Consider the following 18,207-nt stretch of genomic DNA (forward strand, 5'->3'; position numbering starts at 1 on the left):
GCGCCCCGGAGCGCCCCGTCCGGCTGCCCGCCACACGCCGGCGCCGTGCCGCTCCGGGGACCCCGGCTTCCGGGCCGAGCCCCGGAGCGTCCACCGCGCGATGCGCCGGGACGACCGCGGACCGGTCGTCCCCGTCGGGCTGCCGGCTGCGCAGCCTCCCGGTGATGGCGCGGAACGACATGGAGTCCTTCCCCGTTGTGCTCGGCGGCTGAGCCGGTGTGACGGGACGGCGGGCGGCGGGCATATCGTTGCGGTAGTCGACGCGCACAAAGGTATCGAAGCGCTTCGACAGTGGTCTGGACATGCCGTCACGGCAGGGCTAGGCTCGCGCTGTCTCTCCGCGTCACAGGTGGGGAGAGCGGAGTCGAAGCGCTTCGCCACATCTCATCGGTGAGGGAGAGCCGCATGGTCACCCTGGCCGAGGTCGCGCAGCACGCCGGAGTCTCCGCGAGCACGGTGAGCTACGTCCTCAGCGGGAAGCGCTCCATCTCCGTCGCCACCCGTGAGCGCGTCGAACGCAGCATCCAGCAGCTCGGCTACCACCCCAACGCCGGGGCCCGGGCGCTCGCCAGCAGCCGGTCGAACATCATCGCGCTGATGGTGCCGCTGCGCACCGACATGTACGTGCCCGTGATGATGGAGATCGCCATCGCGGTCGCCACCACCGCCCGCACCCACGGCTACGACGTCCTGCTCCTCACCGGCGAGGAGGGGCCCGCGGCGGTGCGGCGGATCGCCGGCAGCTCACTGGCCGACGCGATGATCCTGATGGACGTCGAACTGCACGACGAGCGGCTGCCCCTGCTGCGCGAGACCGACCGGGCCGCCGTGCTCATCGGCCTGCCCGCCGACACCGCCGGGCTGACCTGCGTGGACCTCGACTTCGAGGCGACCGGGGCCCTCTGCGTGGAGCACCTGGCCGGCCTCGGGCACCGCGAGATCGCCGTCATCGGCGAGGCCGCCGCGGTCTACGAGCGCCACACCGGATTCGCCGAGCGCACCGTCGACGGGATACGCGCCAAGGCACAGGAGACCGGCGTGCGCATCCTGCACCGGCCCTGCGAGGGCGGGTACGCGGCGATGGCCCAGACCCTGTCCCGGATATTCGACGAGCGCCCCGGCACCACCGGCTTCATCGTGCAGAACGAGGCGGCCGTGGAGCCCCTGCTCAACCTGCTGCGCCAGCAGGGCCGGGCCGTCCCCGAGGACGTGTCGGTGGTGGCGATCTGCCCCGAGCAGGTGGCCACCCAGGCATCGGTGCGGCTGACCTCCGTCGCCCTGCCGGCCCAGGAGATGGGCCGCCGCTCCGTCGAGCACGTCGTCGCCAAACTGACCGGCCGGGGCACCGACGAAGTCGAGCTGCTCGCACCGGAACTGACGCTGCGTGAGAGCACGGGGCCGGCCCCGGTGTGACGTGTGAGCCGGCCCCCGGGCGGGGGCCGGCTCCTCAGCCGCGCGGGTCAGCTCGCCGAGACGCCGAACCCGTTCGTGCGGAAGTCGAGCCCGCCGGCCGACGAGGTGATCTCGTAGCCGAACTGGACGTCACCGATGGTCTCGTTGCCCCACCAGCCCTTGGTGTCCTTGATCCACTTCAGGATCGGCAGGATGTTCACCGTTCCCGAGGTGGAGTCCGAGGTGCGCAGGAACGAGAACACCTGGTTGGAGCCGTTGTCGCCCTTGTAGACGGTCCAGGTGTGCCCGCCCAGCGTCACATTGCCCTGCGAGGTGCCCAGCGGGCCCACGGCACCGTTGTAGTTGACCCAGAGCATGACCTCGTAGTCGTAGTCGCTGTCCCAGATGTCGTACGAGGTGTTGTACGCGCCGGACGACGGGACGGTGACGTTGTACGTGCTGGTGAGCGACGACAGCGAGCCGATCGGCTTGTTCACCACCTTCTTGGCGTTCGGGTACGACTTGATGCCGCCGGTGTTCGGGTGGTCCGCCCAGACGCCCCAGTTCGACGAGGAATTGGCCCAGATGGACTGGGCACCCGCGCCGGAGCCCCAGATGTTGTTGTACAGGGTGTAGTGGTCGGAGGTGGTGTACGTGCCCCACTGGTCCGACGAGGACCAGACGGCCGCCTGGGCGGGGGCGGCGGCGAAGCCGACGAGGGCCGCCAGCGCCACCGCCGGGGTCAGGGCCAGCCTGCTGAGGGTGCGTTGTGCCATGGTCGTCCTTCCATGGTGGGTGGGGGGGAGGTGCTACCGCGGCCGGAGTTCCAGGACGCGGTCCACGCCGGCCGTCAGCTCCAGAAGAGCCGAGGGGGAGCCGGCGGAGGCTTCGGTGAGGGTGTGCGCGTCGCCCGTACGGACCTCGACGCGGGCGTCCCGGTCCGGGCGCATTACCGCCGTCGCGGTGCCGTCCGCCCACCAGCGCAGGTCCAGGGTCGCGCCGAACCGGGCCCGGACACCGCGCAGTTCACCGGCCGGGCAGCCCGCGAGCGGTGCGGGCAGCAGGACCAGGCGGTGCGGGGCCGACTGGACCAGTGACTCGATCACGGCCGCGGGCAGGGCGTGCGCAGCGTCCGCGTTGTACACATCGCGGGCCGGGTAGTGGGCGCTCATCAGCGAGTCGTGGAAGAAGTCACCCGCCAGCACCGAGCGGACCGCCGCCGAGGCCCGCGCCCCGTCCCGCAGCCGGGTCGCGATCAGGGCGTGGTGCAGATGGCCGTGGGCCGAGTCGTTCTCCGCGCCCCGCAGTTCGAGCGCCCGGTGCGCGGCGGCGGCCAGCCCGGGCGTGTCATACGGGTTGATCGCGTCCAGCGGCCACACCGGATACAGGTGGCTGAGGTGGCGGTGGTCGTACGTCTCCATCAGGCCCGGCCACGCCCACTCGGCGAGCGCGCCGTCCTCGTTGACCCGGTAGTCGGCGAGCCGGTCCGCCAGCGCACGGCGGCGCTCGGCCGCCGCGCCGTCGGGGGAGCGGTCGGCGGACGCGGTGAGCGCATGGCGGGCCGCCGCGAGGTCCATCGTCGCGTCGACCGTGCCCCAGCTGGCGTTGGCCGGACGGTTCTCCGGCGAGTACGAGGGCACGACGGCCACCCGTCCGTCGGGGCCCGTCCGGGTGAGGAAGTCCTCGTAGAACAGGGCTGTTTCGTGCAGCGCCGCCGTCAGCCGGGGGTCCTCGGCCCCCGTCGTCTCCGCGTGCTCGATCAGCGGCTCCAGCAGCCAGTCCGCGCCGGCCGTCCACAGATGCAGCGGGTAGGCGCGCTGGTAGTGGCGGGTGTGCCCGGACTCGCCGTCCGTGTGCGACGGAGCCACGATGCCCCGCGCCCCGAAGATCGCCCGGGCGTTCTCCCGCCAGTCCGCGAGCTGCCCGTACACCAGCGCCGCATGGGCCTCGGACACCTCGGGCAGCGCCGCCGCCGCGGCCGAGGCGATCTGGAGGTTCAGGTTGGCGTTCGTCGTGAACGCCCCCGACCAGGCGGTGTCCCAGTCACCCGTCCAGAGCCCGGTCAGCCGGGGCGGCAGGGCCCCGGACGCGGACAGCAGGTGGTAGCGGCCCGCCGAGCACAGCCGCTCCAGCAGGGCCGGGCTGTCCGGACGCCGCACCAGCTCGGAGCCGGGCAGCGCCCGTTCGGCCGGGTCCGCGTCCAGGGTGAGCGCCGCCCGCCCGAAGGCCGGCCGGTGCAGCGCCACATGCCGGGACAGCAGCGCGTCGTACCCGTCACCGGGCAGCGCGGCGCACTCCGCCGCGAGGTCCAGGTGGCCCGTGTGCCGGCGCACCCGAGTGAGCAGCAACAGGCTCCTCGCCCCCTCGACCCGGACGCCCTCGCCCGCCACCGACACCCGCCCGCCCTCCGTGCGGAGCACCGTCGCACCGGTGTACGCGAGGTCGCTGTCGGGGTAGCCCGCGCGCAGCGTGAGCCGGGCCCCGTCGGGGGTGAGCACGGTGCTGCGGCCGACGGCCAGACGGGGCGGGGCGCCCGGCAGGGCGTGGTCGAGCGCCACGTCCACGGCCAGCCCCGGCCCGGTGACGTACTGGACGATCACGTCGTCGGCGCGCGAGACGAAGACCCGGCTGCGCCACGATTCGCAGTCGGCGCTGATCTCACCCGTGGCGAAGTCGACCGACCTGCGGTACGCCGCGGCCGGGTCGGCGGCGTTCCCGGGCAGCGGCCGCACGCGGGTCTGGAAGGCCGGGTGGAAGGGCTGCACCCACACCAGCGGCCGGCCCGCGCCGAAGTGTTCCGCGGCCAGGGTCTCCCCGGCGAGCAGTGCGCTCTGGAGCCGGTCCAGCCGGTCCGCGAGCTCGGGCGGCCGGACGTGCTGACTGCCGTTGGGCCGGACCAGGGTGTGGTGGTTGACGATCACGCGGTCGTCGGCCGGGTCGCCGTACACCATGGCACCGTGCCGGCCGTTGCCGCCGAGGTAGGCGTCCTCCCAGCGGGCGGCGGGGCGCGGCTCCCAGGTGGAGTCGATGTCCGTGCGGCCGGTCACGGCGCGGATCTCCGCAGCACCGCGACGCCGTAGCGGCCGAGCGCGATCCGCTCCGTCACCGTTCGCCCGGTGAGCAGGTCCACGTACCTCCCGGGCACGGCGACGGTGACCATCTCGCGGCGGTGGTGCAGCAGGAAGAGCAGCTCGCCCCGGCGCACCGCCTCCACCCCTTCGGGCAGCCCGGCGAGGACCGGCTCCACCCCGGCGTCCCGGACCACGTCGGCCAGCAGGGTCCGCAGCGCCGGGGGCTCGGGGAGCGTGGACACGTAGACCGCGCCGCCCCGGCGCAGCACCGCGGGCAGCCCGGCGAGCTCGCCGTCGCGGTAGGCGGCCAGCACTTCGGTGCCCTCGGCCGCCTCCAGCTCCTCGGACCAGAGGGTGCCCCGGAATCCGTCGCACTCCACGGCCTCGTCCGCGTCCAGCGGCCACCACTCGTGCAGGACGGCGATCCCGAACAGCTCGCGCAGGCGGGCGTCCATGCCGCCCGGCCGGACGCGGTCGTCCACGTCCGCGATGCCGCTGAAGAACCCGCACACCAGGCGCCCGCCGCCCCGCGCGTACGCCACGAGGTTGTCGATCGCCGTGTCGTCGAGCAGGTAGAGGTGCGGGACGAGGACCGCCTTGTAGCGGCTCAGGTCGGCGTCGGGACGGGCGAAGTCCGTGGGCGTGCCGTTCTCCCACAGGGCGCGGTGCCAGCGCCGGATCACCTCCGCGTAATCGAGGAGCGCGGACGGGCTGCCTTCCTGGCCGCCCGCCCACCAGGCGTCCCAGTCGTGCAGGACGGCGACCTCGGCACTCACGCCCGTACCGGACACGGCGGAGCCGATCGCGGCGAGTTCACCGCCCAGCTGCCGGGTCTCGCGGAAGGCGCGGCCCCGCTCACCGGCGTGGCCGAGCATCCCGGAGTGGAACTTCTCGGAGCCCTGCCGGGACTGCCGCCACTGGAAGTAGCAGATCGCGTCCGCGCCGCGCGCCACCGACTGGAGCGACCAGAGCCGGTTCAGCCCCTCCGGCTTCGGATGGTTGACGCCCCGCCAGTTCACCGCGCCGGCCGCCTGTTCCATCAGCATCCACGGGCCGGCGGCCTGTGAGCGCGTCATGTCGGCCAGCATGGCGTTGTACTGGCCGCCCCACGGGTCGCGCGGGTCCGGGTAGACATCGACCGAGACGATGTCCTCCTCGGCCGACCAGGCCCAGGCGTCCTGCCCGGACCACAGCGGCATGAAGTTCGTCGTCACCGGGATGTGCGGGGTGTGCCGCGCGACGATGTCCCGCTCGGCGGTGAAGCACTCCATGAGCGCGTCGGACGTGAAGCGTTTGAAGTCCAGTACCTGGGTGGGGTTCCTCATGTACTGCGCCTTGCGCGGCGGCAGGATCTCCGTCCACGCGTCGTAGCGCTGGCTCCAGAACGCCGTGCCCCACGCCTCGTTGAGCGCGTCGAGCGTCCCGTACCGCTCGCGCAGCCAGCGGCGGAAGTGGCCCGCCGTCTCGTCGCACCAGCAGTGCGTGCAGTACTCGTTGTTGATGTGCCACACGGTGAGCGCCGGGTGCTCCGCGTACCGCGCGGCCAGGTCCTCGGTGAGCGCGGCGGCGTAACGGCGGTAGACCGGCGAGCTGGGGCAGAACTGCTGGCGCGAGCCGTACCAGACGATGGACCCGTCCTCCGCGCGCGGCAGGGTCTCCGGGTGGCGCGCCCCCATCCAGGGCGGCGGGGACGCGGTCGGCGTCGCGAGCACGACGCCGATGCCGTGGGCGTGCATCAGGTCCATCAGCCGGTCCAGCCAGCCGAACTCGCGGGCGCCGGGGCGGGGTTCGATCCTCGCCCAGGAGAAGACGCCGAGGGTGACGGAGTTGACCCCGGCCTCCTTCATCAGCCGGACGTCGTCCTCCCACACCTCCTCGGGCCACTGCTCGGGGTTGTAGTCGCCTCCGAAGAGGATGCGGCCACGGGCCGCGTCGCGCAGGGACGGCATGGCGTCTCCGGTTTCTTACTGGGGTTCTGCGTACTGGATGCCGCGGCCGTTGGTGCCCAGGTAGACACGGCCGTGGACTCGGGGGTCGCCGGTGATCACTTCGCCGGTCCAGCCCCACTGGTGGGAGTCGTCGTTGATCCGCACCCACGACCGGCCCGCGTCGTCCGAGCGCAGCACCGCGACACCGTCGTACGTGTCCGCGACCCTGCCCGTCTGGAAGACGGCCGGGTAGCCCGCCCCCGGCCGCCTGCGGCCCCGCACCGGCGCGGCCCTGCCGAACCCCAGCGCGTGGGACGCCTGGCAGCCGGGCACGGCGGCGAAGGTCCGCCCGCCGTCGGTGGAGCGGAACAGCCCGTTGTCCTTCGCGGACAGCCACAGGTCGCCGCCGCGCCCGGGCGCCGCCGCCATCCTGAACTGCGCGTCGCCCGAGGGGAGACCGGTCGCGCCCCTGGTGAAGGTCGCCCCCGCGTCCACGGAGACGAGGACGGTGCCCGTGTCGGTGTCGTACACGTAGAAGCGCCGGGGGTCGAGCGGGTCCGCGACCGGGGCGCCGCCCTTGGGGAAGGTCGCCACCTCCGCCCAGCTCGCACCGCCGTCGGAGGACCGGTGCGCGGGGTACTTGGTGCCGTCCCAGTGGACGAACGACCAGAGCAGCGTCGAGCCGTCCGCCGAGACCGCGACGGGTCCGGGCGCGGAGGGCGCGATCGCGGGCTGGGCGGCGAACGGCTGCCAGCTCCGGCCGCCGTCGTGCGAGAAGGCGCCGGCCGCGTCGGAGCCGGAAGGCCAGCCGGTGCGCACCACGTACGAGGGCTTCAGCGCGGCGGCCGCGAGGCCGGTGGTCGTGCCGAAGACCGGGTTCGCGGCCATGCCCCGGGACGGGGACGCGGTCAGCGAGTCGTGGTACATCACCCCCACGTCGCCGAGGCCGCTCAGGAGCCGGGCCCCCTTGCCGGGCGGGGCGACGAGGAAGCGCACCGACGACTCCTCCAGGCCCCGGATCTCCGGTGCCCAGTGGACGAGGTCGCGCGTCCCGAAGACGGTCGCCCCGGTCCCGAACACGATGTGGTGCGAGTCGAAGGGGTCGACGGCGACGGCCTGCGTCCACCAGCCGAACTTGGGCTCCGCGCCCCAGCGCAGGAACGGCGTCTCCGAGACGTCCAGGACGGCGGTGTCCTTCAGGGAGGTCCAGCTCCTGCCGCCGTCCGTGGAGCGGAACACCGTGTCGACCAGGGCCCACCGGTTGTTGGTGGTGACGACCAGCGTGCCGGCCCGGCGCGCGTCGACCGCGACCCCGCCGTACCCGAAGCCGTCCCCGGCGGCGGCGTCGGGCCGGACCGGGGTCACCTCGTTCCAGACCCCCGTCACCGTGTCGAGCCGGTGGACCGAACCGTCGGACTGCCCGTTGGGCCCCGGGGCGTCCGCGTAGGTCACGTAGAGCGCCCGCCCCCGGGCGTCGTACGCGGCCCGCACCGGGACCTTCACCGCCGCACTCCCGGACGGCTGACCGGGGACCGCCTCCCAGCCGCCCCTGCCGTCCGTCCGGTAGAGCGCGCCGCCGCCGTCGCCCCAGCCCGCGTAGACCCTCCGGCCCGCCGCGACGAGGAACGTCACACCCTGGCCGGTCTCCGATGGGGTGGCGGGGAAGGCGGCCGGCGCCCAGGTCGCTCCCCGGTCCGTGGAGTGCAGCAGCCCGTCGTGCCGGGTGCCCAGCCACAGCGCCCCGCTGTCGCGGGGGTCGACGAGCAGCCGCTCGCCCGCGCCGCGCCCGTCCTCGTTGGCGCCGAGCCGCACGGTCAGGTCGGTCCGCTCCCAGGTCGCGCCCCGGTCGTCGGACCGCAGCACCGCGCCGGGGGAGGCCCAGGACTGCGCGTACGTGCCGCAGGCCAGGTAGAGGCGGTCCGGGTGGGCGGGGTCGACGGCCATGGCCTCGATGCCGAGGAGGTTCCAGTCGTCCCAGCCGATGTGGTCGGTGAGCGGGGTCCAGCGGGCCTTCACCGCGTCCCAGCGGTAGGCGCCGCCGATGTCGGTCCGGGCATAGGCCAGGCCCTTCACCGAGGGGTGGAACAGCAGCCCGGTGACGAATCCGGTGCCGCCGATCGCCGCCGTCCGCCACCGGTGGGGCTGGTGCCGGCCGCCGTGCCGGCGCTCTTCGGCCGACGCGGTGCCGGCGGTGGGGAGGGCGGTGGCGGCGGCGACGACGGCCGTCGTGGCGAGCACGGTTCTGCGGCGGGGCGTGGGCACGGACGAAGCGCGCATGGCGGACACCTTCCGAGAGCGGGGGAGGGGGGAGGAGCGGGGGCCGGCCGGTCAGCCCTTCACGGCGCCGGTCAGCATGCCCTTCTGGAAGTGCTTCTGGACGAACGGCGACAGCACCGCGACCGGGATCAGCGCGAGGATCATCACCGCCATCTGCACGGCGAGGCTGTTGATCTGCCCGTTGCTCACGGCCGCGCCCATCGCACCCGGCGGCACCTGGTGCTGGAGGACCAGCTGACGCAGGATCATCTGCAACGGGTACTTGTCGCTGTCCTGGATGTAGAGCATCGCGTTGAACCACTGGCTCCAGTAACCGACCGCGTAGAACAGCGAGATCACGGCGATCACCGCCCGCGACAGCGGCATGATGATCTGGAGCAGGATGCGCCACTCGCCGGCCCCGTCGATGCGGGCCGCGTCGATGAGTTCCGGCGCGGTGTCCATGAAGAAGCCGCGCAGCACCAGCACGTTGAACACGCTGATCGCGCTGGGCAGGATCATGGACCAGTAGCTGTTGCTCAGCCCGATGCCGGTGACCAGCAGATACGTGGGAATGAGCCCGGCACCGAAGAACATGGTCGCCATCAGCGTCATGAGCAGGGGCCGGTGCGCGTACGAGTCGCGGCGGCTGAGCCCGTAGGCGCAGAGGACCGAGACGACCATGCTGACGGCCGTGCCGACGACGGTGAGGCCGACGCTGACGGCGGCGGCACGGGTCACCGCACCCCCGCTCAGCAGCTCCTTGTACGCGACGAACGTGATGTGCTTCGGCCAGACGACCAGGCCGCCCGCGTCGTTGATGGTCCTGGTGTCGGAGAGGCTGGTCACCAGGACCACCCAGATCGGGATGATGATGACCGCGCAGATCGCGACGAGCCCGAAGCCCTTGAAGGCGAGGCCGGCCTTCGTCGGCTCCTCCTCCCACACGGGGCGCGGTTCGATGCGCAGGGCGCGCTGGAGGCGTGTCTCGGTACGGGGCGCCGGGTCCGCCCGCTGGTCCAGGAGAGTTGTCATTTCTTGGAGTACACCCCCTGCTCGCCCAGCATGTGGGCGACCTTGTTGGCACCCAGCACCATGGCGACGCTGAACAGCCCCTTGAAGATGCCGGCGGCGGCGGCGTAGCCGAAGTCGCCGGTCTTGATGCCCGTCCACCAGATGTAGGTGTCCAGGATTTCCGAGGCCCCCGCGCCCACCTGGTCGCGCTGGAGCAGGATCTGCTCGAAGTCGAGGTTGAGCGCGCTGCCCACCCGCAGGACGAGCAGCAACGCGATGACCGGGCGCAGCGCGGGCAGCGTGACGTGCCACATGCGGCGCCAGCGTCCGGCACCGTCCACGGCCGCGGCCTCGTACAGGTCGGTGTTGACGGCGGCGAGCGCGGCCAGGAAGACGATGACGCCCCAGCCGGCGTCCTTCCACACGGCCTGCGCGCTGACCAGGAACTTGAAGAACCCGGGGTCGGTCATCAGGTCGAAGCCCTCGTGGCCGTGCTCCCGCAGCCACTGGGCGACCAGCCCGGCGCCGCCGAACATCTGCTGGAAGACGGTGACGACGAGCACCCAGGAGAAGAAGTGCGGCAGATAGACGACCGCCTGGACCCAGGCCCGGACCCGCGCGCTCATGATCGTGTTGAGCAGCAGAGCGATGGCGATCGGGATGGGGAAGAACAGGACCAGCTGGGTCACGAAGATGACCAGCGTGTTCACGAGGACTTCCCAGAAGCGGTAGTCCTCGAAGATCCGGGTGAAGTTGTCGAACCCGACGAACGGGCTGCCCGTGATGCCCAGGTCGTACACGTCGTAGTCCTGGAAGGCGACGATGTTCCCGAGCAGCGGGATGTAGTTGAAGACCAGCAGCAGCGCGATGGCCGGCATCGTCATCAGGATCAGCGTGCGGTCCCGCCGCAGCCGCTGCCGCCAGGTGATACCACCCTGTTCCTTCCGGGGTCCGGAGACGCCCCCGGCCCGGGACCTGTCCGCGCTCCTCGTCTCCTCGCCGTCACCGTCCCCGGTGCCGCTCCCGGCGGCCGGGGCGCTCGCCCCGCCGGCGGTGCCGCCCGGGTCGGCCGCGACCGTGGCCCGTGCCTTCACCCTGTGCTCCCCATGTCGTGCTCCTGACCCCGGCCGCCGGACTGTCGGTGCCCGGCGGCCCCTTCGTTCTCGTACGTACGCGTCAGTTGCCGGAGCCGTTCTTGTCGAGGATGTCCTGGTACCAGTCGCGCAGCTTGTCGCCGCCGCTCTTCTTCCAGGTGTTCACCGCGTCCTCGACGTCGCTGACCTTCTTGCGCCCCCGGCGGATGTCCTTCTGGAGGTCGTCGAAGGGGGTGTACAGGGAGGCGTAGCGCTGCGGTTCGACCACCTGCATGCCGAAGAAGAGGGGCTTCTTGATGTGCGGCGCCTGGCGCGCCATCCAGCCGGCGTAGTCCTTGGCCAGCTGCGGCTGGTCCGGGTAGGCGATGGAGGTGGGCGGCGAGGCCACGAACAGGAACGTGGAGGGCTGCGCCTCCTCGACACCCTGCGGGGTGTACGTCGGGCTCCCGTCCTTGATGGTGTAGTGGGTGCCCTTGACGCCGTAGTTGGTGAGCATGAACTCCTCGGTGCCGAACGGCGCGGCCGCGTAGTCGGCGATCGCGAGGAATTCCTCGATCTTCTCCTTGGACAGATTCTTGCTGAGGAAGGTGAAGATGCCCGCCGGGTCGTCCTGCCACAGGGTCGGCTTGCCCCCGTCGGGGCTGAAGAAGTCCAGCGCCTGCATGTCGAACTTCGGGTTGGCGCTGGCCTGTTCGGTGACCATGCCCTTCCAGCCGCCCGTGCCGTCGTTGTACATGACGACGTGTCCGCTGGTGAAGCGGATCTTGGAGTCGGCGTCCTTGCCGGCCTCGGCGTCCGGGTGGACGTACCCGCCGTCGTGGAGCTTGCGGGCGAAGGCCAGCGCCTCCCGGTACGCCTGCGTCTCGACCTTGTGGACCAGCTTGCCGTCTTCCAACTGCCAGTAGTGCGGCGCGTCCGGGAGCAGCCCGAATATCCTCTGGATGCAGACCCACAGATCGTCGAAGGCCCACACCTTCTTCTTGGGGGCGGTGTACTCCTTGCCGAAGGCCAGCAGGTCGTCCGCGCTCGCCGGCACGGCACCGGAGCCGATGAGGTCCTTGCGGTAGAAGATCGCGTTCCCGATGATCGGTGTCGGCATGGGCAGGCCGCGCAGCTTGCCGCCGAAGACCGAGTACTGCCAGGCGCCGGTGGGGATGTTGGCCAGGTTGGGGTACTTCTTGACGGCGTCACCCGCGAGGTACGGGGAGAGGTCGGCGAACTTCGCGGTGATGGCGTTGCGGATCTGCCCCTGCATGTTCCAGCCGGGGATCGTCATGACGTCCGGGATGTCCGAACCGGCGAGGACCGCGCCGATCTTGTCCTGGTACGTGTTGCCGTCCTGCGGGTCGAAGTCGAGCGTCGCCCCGACCGCCTTGTTCACGGCCGTGTAGTACGGGTTGTTCTTCTTGGGGACCGTGCCCCAGAGCGGGGTCATGACCCGGAACTTCGAGCCCTTGCCCGGCACCGACTTGACCGAGACCACCAGCGGGTCGGGGAGCTTGGTGAAGCCGGGGCTCGAACCGTTGACGCCGGGGACGTCGGGCTGGACCAGGTTCAGCGGCACGTAGCTCGGCACGACCTTCTTGAGGGCCTTGCCCGTGGTCGTGCCCTCCTTGCTCCCGGCGCCGGAGCCGGAACCGCCGCACGCGGCGAGCAGCGGTACCCCGCCGGCCACGGCGACGGCCGCCACCGCGCCCGTGGCGAGGAAGCTTCTCCGGCTCGGGGACGAGGCGGAGGGGGAGGAATTCGGCGTCATTGCGTCAACCCTTCGAGGCGCACCAGGACGACACGCGGCGGGGCGACCGCCGTTCGGTTCCTGTGTCTGAGGTGGAGCGTTACTGGCTGAGCCGGTGTCACCGGCCCCAGGTGAAGCGGTTCAACTGGGCGGCGGCTGAACGAGTCGCCGTCCCGGGAAATCCAGGGCGCCGGGCGCCCCATCGAAGCAATGTCGAAGCGCTTCGATGTTGCAGCGAGGTTAAGTGAAGGGTCTGAGTCGCACAAGACTTCGTTGCCGGAATCCTCCGATGCGTTTCCGAACCGTTTCCCGAGGCAGGGCGGGAGAACCGGAAGCGGAGGTCCGTCACCGGCCCTTGACATGCGCGGGGTTGGCCGTTGAGCATCGAAGCGCTTCGAAAGATCGTCCGAGGCTGCTCAGTGGCCCGCACGACGCGCCGGCACCGCCATACCTCCCACCTTTGACGAAGGACCCGCACGTGACGGAACAACCGCAGCCCTTCCGCGATTCGCGACTGCCCTTCGCGGAGCGCGTCGACGACCTGCTCCGGCGCCTGACCCCCGACGAGCGCGTCGCGATGCTGCACCAGTTCGCCCCGGCGGTCGACCGGCTCGGGCTCGCCGCCTTCCGCACCGGCCAGGAGGCCCTGCACGGAGTCGCCTGGATGGGGCAGGCCACGGTCTTCCCCCAGGCCGTCGGCCTCGGCGCCACCTGGAACGACGATCTGGTTCGCCGCGTCGGCGAGGCCGTCGGCGACGAGGTCCGCACCAAGCGCGCCCATGACGACCGGGTCGGGCTCAACGTCTGGGCCCCCACCGTCAACCTCCTGCGCCACCCGCTGTGGGGGCGCGGCGAGGAGGGGTACAGCGAGGACGCCGGGCTGACCTCCGCCATCGCGGTCGCGTACACCCGGGGCCTGCGCGGCGACCACCCGCACTACTGGCGGACCGCCCCCGTCCTCAAGCACTGGCTCGCCCACAACAACGAGACCGACCGGGACACCTCGTCCTCCTCGGTCCGCCCGAGGGTGCTGCACGAATACGACCTCAGGGCCTTCCGCGACGCCGTCCGGGCGGGCGCGGTGGCCGGGGTGATGCCCGCGTACAACCTGGTGAACGGCCGCCCCAACCATGTGTCGCCGCTGCTCTCCCAGCACCTGCGCACCTGGACCGAACAGCCCCTCGCCGTCTGCTCCGACGCCGGAGCACCGAGCAACCTGGTCGACTCCGAGCACTACTTCGACACCCACGAGGAGGCGACCGCCGCCGCCCTGCGCGCCGGCGTCGACAGCTTCACCGACCACGGCCAGGACTCCTCCGTCATGACCGGCCGGATCCAGGGCGCCCTGAAGCGCGGCCTCATCGACGAGCACGACATCGACACCGCCGTCCGCCGCCTGCTCCACATGCGCTTCGCCCTCGGCGAGTTCGACCCGGAGACCGACCCCTACGCGGACACCGACGCCCTCGACACCGCGGAGCACCGGGCGCTCGCCCTGGAGGCCGCCGAGCAGGCGGCCGTACTCCTCAAGAACGACGGGCTGCTGCCGCTCGACCCGGACGCCGGCCGGACCGTCGCCGTCGTCGGGCTCCTCGCGGACGCCTGCAAGCTCGACTGGTACAGCGGCACCCTGATCCACCGCTCCACCCCGCTCGACGGCATCCGCGAGCGCTTCGGCGCCGACCGGGTGATCCACGCCGAGGGCGCCGACCTGGTCCGCGTCAAGTGCGCGGACGGCTGGCTGCACATCCCCGAGGCGGACCCGGCCGGGGACGCGGCGCGCGGCGCGGAGGGCGCCCTCGACCCGGCCCTGCTCGCGGGACGCACCGATCTGCCGCCGCTGACCTGCGCCGACACCCCGTCCGAGCTGGCACTCGTGGACTGGGGCGGCGGTGTGATCACCCTGCGGGAGCCGGGCGGCCGCTACCTCTCGGTCGCCGAGGACGGGTATGTACGCGCCTCCGCGGACGAGCCGGGCGGCTGGGTCGTCCAGGAGACCTTCCGGCGGGAGGCGGTGGAAGGGCATGCCGGCGGTCACCGCCTTCTGCACATCGGAACGGGTGGGTATGTCTCAGTCGCCGCCGACGGCGTAAAGGTTGCCGCCCCGGACGAGGAGAATTCCGCCGCCCCGGGCACCGTCTTCGAGACCGAGGTGACCGAGCGCGGCGAGGACGCCGTCGCCCGCGCGGCAGCCGCCGCCGACACCGTGATCGTGGTCGTCGGCAACGACCCGCACATCAACGGCCGCGAGACCGAGGACCGCGCCACCCTCGACCTGCCCGCCCAGCAGCAACGCCTCTGGCGCGCCGCCCACGCCGCCAACCCGCGTACGGTCCTGGCGGTCACCTCCGCCTACCCGTACGCCCTGGCCGACGCCGCCGCCACGCTGCCCGCGCTGCTGTGGACCGCGCACGGCGGCCAGGCGGCGGGCACCGCGCTCGCCCGCGTGCTCGCCGGCGACGTCTCCCCGGCCGGCCGGCTCCCGCAGACCTGGTACGCCTCCGACGCGGAGCTGCCCGGCCTCCTGGACTACGACATCATCGGCTCACGGCAGACCTACCTCTACTACGAGGGCACCCCGCTCTACCCCTTCGGGCACGGGCTCACCTACAGCGACTTCACGTACAGCGACCTGACCGCCGCACGCGAGGGGGACCTGCTGCACGTCTCGCTGACCGTCACCAACACCGGTTCCGTCGCCTCCGACGAGGTCGCCCAGCTGTACGTACGGGCGGTGGCTCCCTCCGTGCCCCGGCCGCTGCGCCAGCTCGTCGGGCACCGCAGGCTGCACCTGGCTCCCGGGGCGGCGGAGCGCGTCGCGTTCACCGTGCCGGTGGAGGAGCTGGGCCACTGGGACGTGGCGCACGGCCGCTGGACCGTCGAGCCCGGCGCCTACGAGATCCGGGCGGGCGCCTCCAGCACGGACATCCGGTGCCTCGCAGTCGTCACCGTCGACGGCGAACCGGCCGGGCCGCGCCCGGTCCTGGGCCGGGGTCTGGAGGCGGCCGACTACGACGAGCAGCTGGGCACCACGATCGTGGACCGGGCGAAGACGGACGGCGACGCGGTCACCGCCACCGCCGAGTCCAACGAACTCCTGTACCGCCGGTGCGACTTCGGTGCCGGTACGAGCGGGGTCGAGGTGGTCGCCTCGGGTGAGGGGGTCGTCCTGATCACCGTCGGCGGTTCCACCGTCACCGTCCCGGTTCCCGCCACGGACGGACCGTACGACCACCGCACCCTGCACGCCGGACTGACCGCCTCCGGCGTCGGCGACCTGCGCGTCGCCCTGCGCGGCACGGTCCGGCTGGCCCGGCTCGGCTTCACCGGGGCCGGCGCGTGACGCATCGCAGCCTCCCCGTTCCCCCTCCCATTGCCCCCGGCAAGGAGTCCGCATGAAGTTCACCGACGGCTTCTGGCTCATGCGTGAGGGCGTACGCGCCTCCTACGCGACCGAGATCCGCGACCTGCGCGTCAGCGCCGACCGTTTCACCGCCTACGCGGCGGTGAAACCGGTGGCCGCGCGCGGCGACACCCTCAACACCCCGCTCATCACCGTCGACTGCTTCTCCCCGGCAGAGGGGATCATCGGCGTCCGCGTCACGCACCACGCCGGGAGGGCGCGCCGGGGCCCGGACTTCGCCTTCCCCGGACTCGACCCGGCGGGCTCCGGCGCCCGCACCCGGCAGGACGGAGGCGTCACCGAACTCACCAGCGGCCCGCTGACGTTGCGCATGGACGCCGACGGGCCCTTCGGTCTCACCTTCGCCGACGCCGGAGGACGCCGCCTGACCGGTGCCGACGCCAAGGGCACCGCCTTCGCCACCACCCCCGACGGCGCCCACCACATGATCACCCAGCTCGCCCTGGACGTCGGCGAGAACGTCTACGGGCTCGGCGAGCGCTTCACCCCGTACGTGAAGAACGGCCAGAGCGTCGACATCTGGCAGGCGGACGGCGGCACCAGCAGCGAACTGGCCTACAAGAACATCCCGTTCTACCTCTCCTCGCGCGGCTACGGCGTCTTCGTCAACCACCCCGGCAAGGTCTCCTTCGAGGTCGGCTCCGAGTCGGTGGGGCAGGTGCAGTTCAGCGTCGAGGACCAGTCGCTGGAGTACTACATCGTCGCCGGTCCGACGCCCAAGGAGGTGCTGGCCCGCTACACCGCGCTCACCGGCCGCCCGGCCTTGCCCCCGGCCTGGTCGTTCGGCCTGTGGCTGACGACGTCCTTCTGCACGGCGTACGACGAGGAGACCGTCACCTCGTTCGTGGACGGCATGGCGGAACGCGACATCCCGCTCTCCGTCTTCCACTTCGACTGCTTCTGGATGCGCGAGTACCAGTGGTCGGACTTCCTCTGGGACCCGGACGTCTTCCCCGACCCGGAGGGCATGCTCGCCCGGCTCAAGGAGCGCGGGCTGCGGATCAGCATGTGGATCAACCCGTACATCGCCCAGAAGTCGGCGCTGTTCGCGGAGGGCGCCGAACTCGGCCACCTGGTCCGGCGCCCCAACGGTGACGTCTGGCAGTGGGACCTGTGGCAGCCCGGCATGGCCCTGGTCGACTTCACCAGCCCCGCCGCGCGCGAGTGGTTCACCGGCAAGCTGCGGCTGCTGCTCGACCAGGGCGTCGACTGCTTCAAGACGGACTTCGGCGAGCGCGTCCCGACCGATGTCGTCTGGCACGACGGCTCGGACCCCGAGCGGATGCACAACTACTACGCGCAGGTCTACAACCAGACGGTCTTCGAGCTCCTGGAGAAGGAGCGCGGCCACGGCGAGGCGGTCCTCTTCGCCCGCTCCGCCACGGCCGGCGGCCAGCAGTTCCCCGTGCACTGGGGCGGCGACTGCTTCGCCTCGTTCACGGCGATGGCCGAGTCCCTGCGCGGCGGCCTGTCCCTCTCGCTCTCCGGGTTCGGCTTCTGGAGCCACGACATCGGCGGCTTCGAGGGCACCCCGGACCCGGCGGTCTTCAAGCGCTGGCTCGCCTTCGGCCTGCTCTCCTCGCACAGCCGGCTGCACGGCAACGTCTCCTACCGGGTGCCGTGGGAGTTCGGCGAGGAAGCGGTGGACGTCGCCCGGAAGTTCACCCTGCTCAAGCACCGGCTCATGCCGTACCTGTACGGTGCCGCCGCCACCGCCCACCGCACGGGCGTCCCGGTGATGCGGCCCATGCTCCTCGAATTCCCGGAGGACCCGGCCACCCGCCCCCTGGACCGGCAGTACATGCTCGGCCCCGACCTGCTGGTCGCCCCGGTCTTCACGGAGGACGGGCAGGTGGAGTACTACGTCCCCGAGGGCACCTGGACCCATCTGCTCACCGGCGAGACGGTCACCGGTCCCGTCTGGCGCCACGAGACCCACGGCTTCGACAGCCTCCCGGTCCTCGTCCGGCCCGGCGCGGTCCTGCCCTGGGGCGGCGACGACCAGCGTCCGGACGGCGACTGGCTGGACGGACTCACGCTGCGCGTCTTCGGGGGCGGCGCGGAGGGGGCCGGTACGACGGTGACGGTGCCGGACCACGCGGGCGCCACCGCCGCCACCTTCCGGGTGGCACGCGACGGGGACACCCTCACGGTGACCTCCGAGCGCATCGACCGCCCGTACCGCGTGGTGGCCGAGGCGACGGGGGCGGCGGCGGAGGGGACGGGCACCGTCACGGTGCCGGCCGGCTGACACCCGCTCACCGGCGGGGGGGGGGGGGGGGGGGGGGGGGGG

10 protein-coding genes are annotated in these 18,207 nt (G+C 72.2%); 3 read left to right on the forward strand and 7 right to left on the reverse strand.

What is annotated here, in order from left to right; all coding sequences use genetic code 11:
* Positions 1 to 390 precede the first annotated feature (390 nt).
* Positions 391 to 1,413 (forward strand): LacI family DNA-binding transcriptional regulator, encoded by a 1,023-nt coding sequence (locus tag ACN6LM_RS24515; RefSeq protein WP_445067531.1) that lies wholly within the window; start codon positions 391 to 393, stop codon positions 1,411 to 1,413.
* Positions 1,414 to 1,460: 47 nt separating this feature from the next.
* Here ACN6LM_RS24515 and ACN6LM_RS24520 read toward each other — a convergent pair whose 3' ends face one another.
* The 7 genes from ACN6LM_RS24520 to ACN6LM_RS24550 form a co-directional block, all read right to left on the reverse strand.
* On the reverse strand, positions 1,461 to 2,168 hold the full coding sequence (locus ACN6LM_RS24520; RefSeq protein WP_445067532.1) for a glycoside hydrolase family 12 protein: 708 nt from the start codon (positions 2,166 to 2,168) through the stop codon (positions 1,461 to 1,463).
* Positions 2,169 to 2,201: 33 nt separating this feature from the next.
* Entirely contained in the window at positions 2,202 to 4,439 is a 2,238-nt protein-coding gene (locus ACN6LM_RS24525) for a glycosyl hydrolase family 95 catalytic domain-containing protein (protein ID WP_445067533.1), read from the reverse strand.
* Positions 4,436 to 6,412, reverse strand: a complete 1,977-nt coding sequence (locus ACN6LM_RS24530) for a beta-galactosidase (protein WP_445067534.1) — start codon at positions 6,410 to 6,412, stop codon at positions 4,436 to 4,438. Before ACN6LM_RS24530 ends, ACN6LM_RS24525 begins: the two co-directional genes overlap by 4 nt.
* Before the next feature lie 15 nt (positions 6,413 to 6,427).
* Positions 6,428 to 8,668 carry a WD40/YVTN/BNR-like repeat-containing protein gene (locus ACN6LM_RS24535; RefSeq protein ID WP_445067535.1) on the reverse strand — a complete coding sequence of 747 codons (2,241 nt, stop codon included), beginning with the start codon at positions 8,666 to 8,668 and terminating at the stop codon, positions 6,428 to 6,430.
* 51 nt (positions 8,669 to 8,719) lie between these two features.
* The gene (locus ACN6LM_RS24540) at positions 8,720 to 9,682 is read right to left on the reverse strand and encodes a carbohydrate ABC transporter permease (protein WP_445067536.1); all 963 of its coding nucleotides are present in this window, start codon (positions 9,680 to 9,682) and stop codon (positions 8,720 to 8,722) included.
* Positions 9,679 to 10,755 carry an ABC transporter permease gene (locus ACN6LM_RS24545; protein ID WP_445067537.1) on the reverse strand — a complete coding sequence of 359 codons (1,077 nt, stop codon included), beginning with the start codon at positions 10,753 to 10,755 and terminating at the stop codon, positions 9,679 to 9,681. The genes ACN6LM_RS24540 and ACN6LM_RS24545 overlap by 4 nt, the downstream gene beginning before the upstream one ends.
* A gap of 82 nt (positions 10,756 to 10,837) precedes the next feature.
* Positions 10,838 to 12,445 carry an extracellular solute-binding protein gene (locus ACN6LM_RS24550; RefSeq protein ID WP_445067541.1) on the reverse strand — a complete coding sequence of 536 codons (1,608 nt, stop codon included), beginning with the start codon at positions 12,443 to 12,445 and terminating at the stop codon, positions 10,838 to 10,840.
* A gap of 523 nt (positions 12,446 to 12,968) precedes the next feature.
* On the opposite strand from ACN6LM_RS24550, the gene ACN6LM_RS24555 reads away from it, so the two are divergent.
* Together ACN6LM_RS24555 and yicI are read left to right on the forward strand one after the other, a co-directional pair.
* Complete coding sequence (locus ACN6LM_RS24555) at positions 12,969 to 15,833, forward strand: glycoside hydrolase family 3 C-terminal domain-containing protein (protein WP_445067538.1); 2,865 nt, start codon at positions 12,969 to 12,971, stop codon at positions 15,831 to 15,833.
* Between the two features lie 52 nt (positions 15,834 to 15,885).
* Entirely contained in the window at positions 15,886 to 18,165 is a 2,280-nt protein-coding gene (yicI, locus tag ACN6LM_RS24560; protein WP_445067539.1) for an alpha-xylosidase, read from the forward strand.
* The last annotated feature ends 42 nt before the right edge of the window (positions 18,166 to 18,207 follow it).

Source organism: Streptomyces sp. SAS_281, from assembly GCF_052542855.1.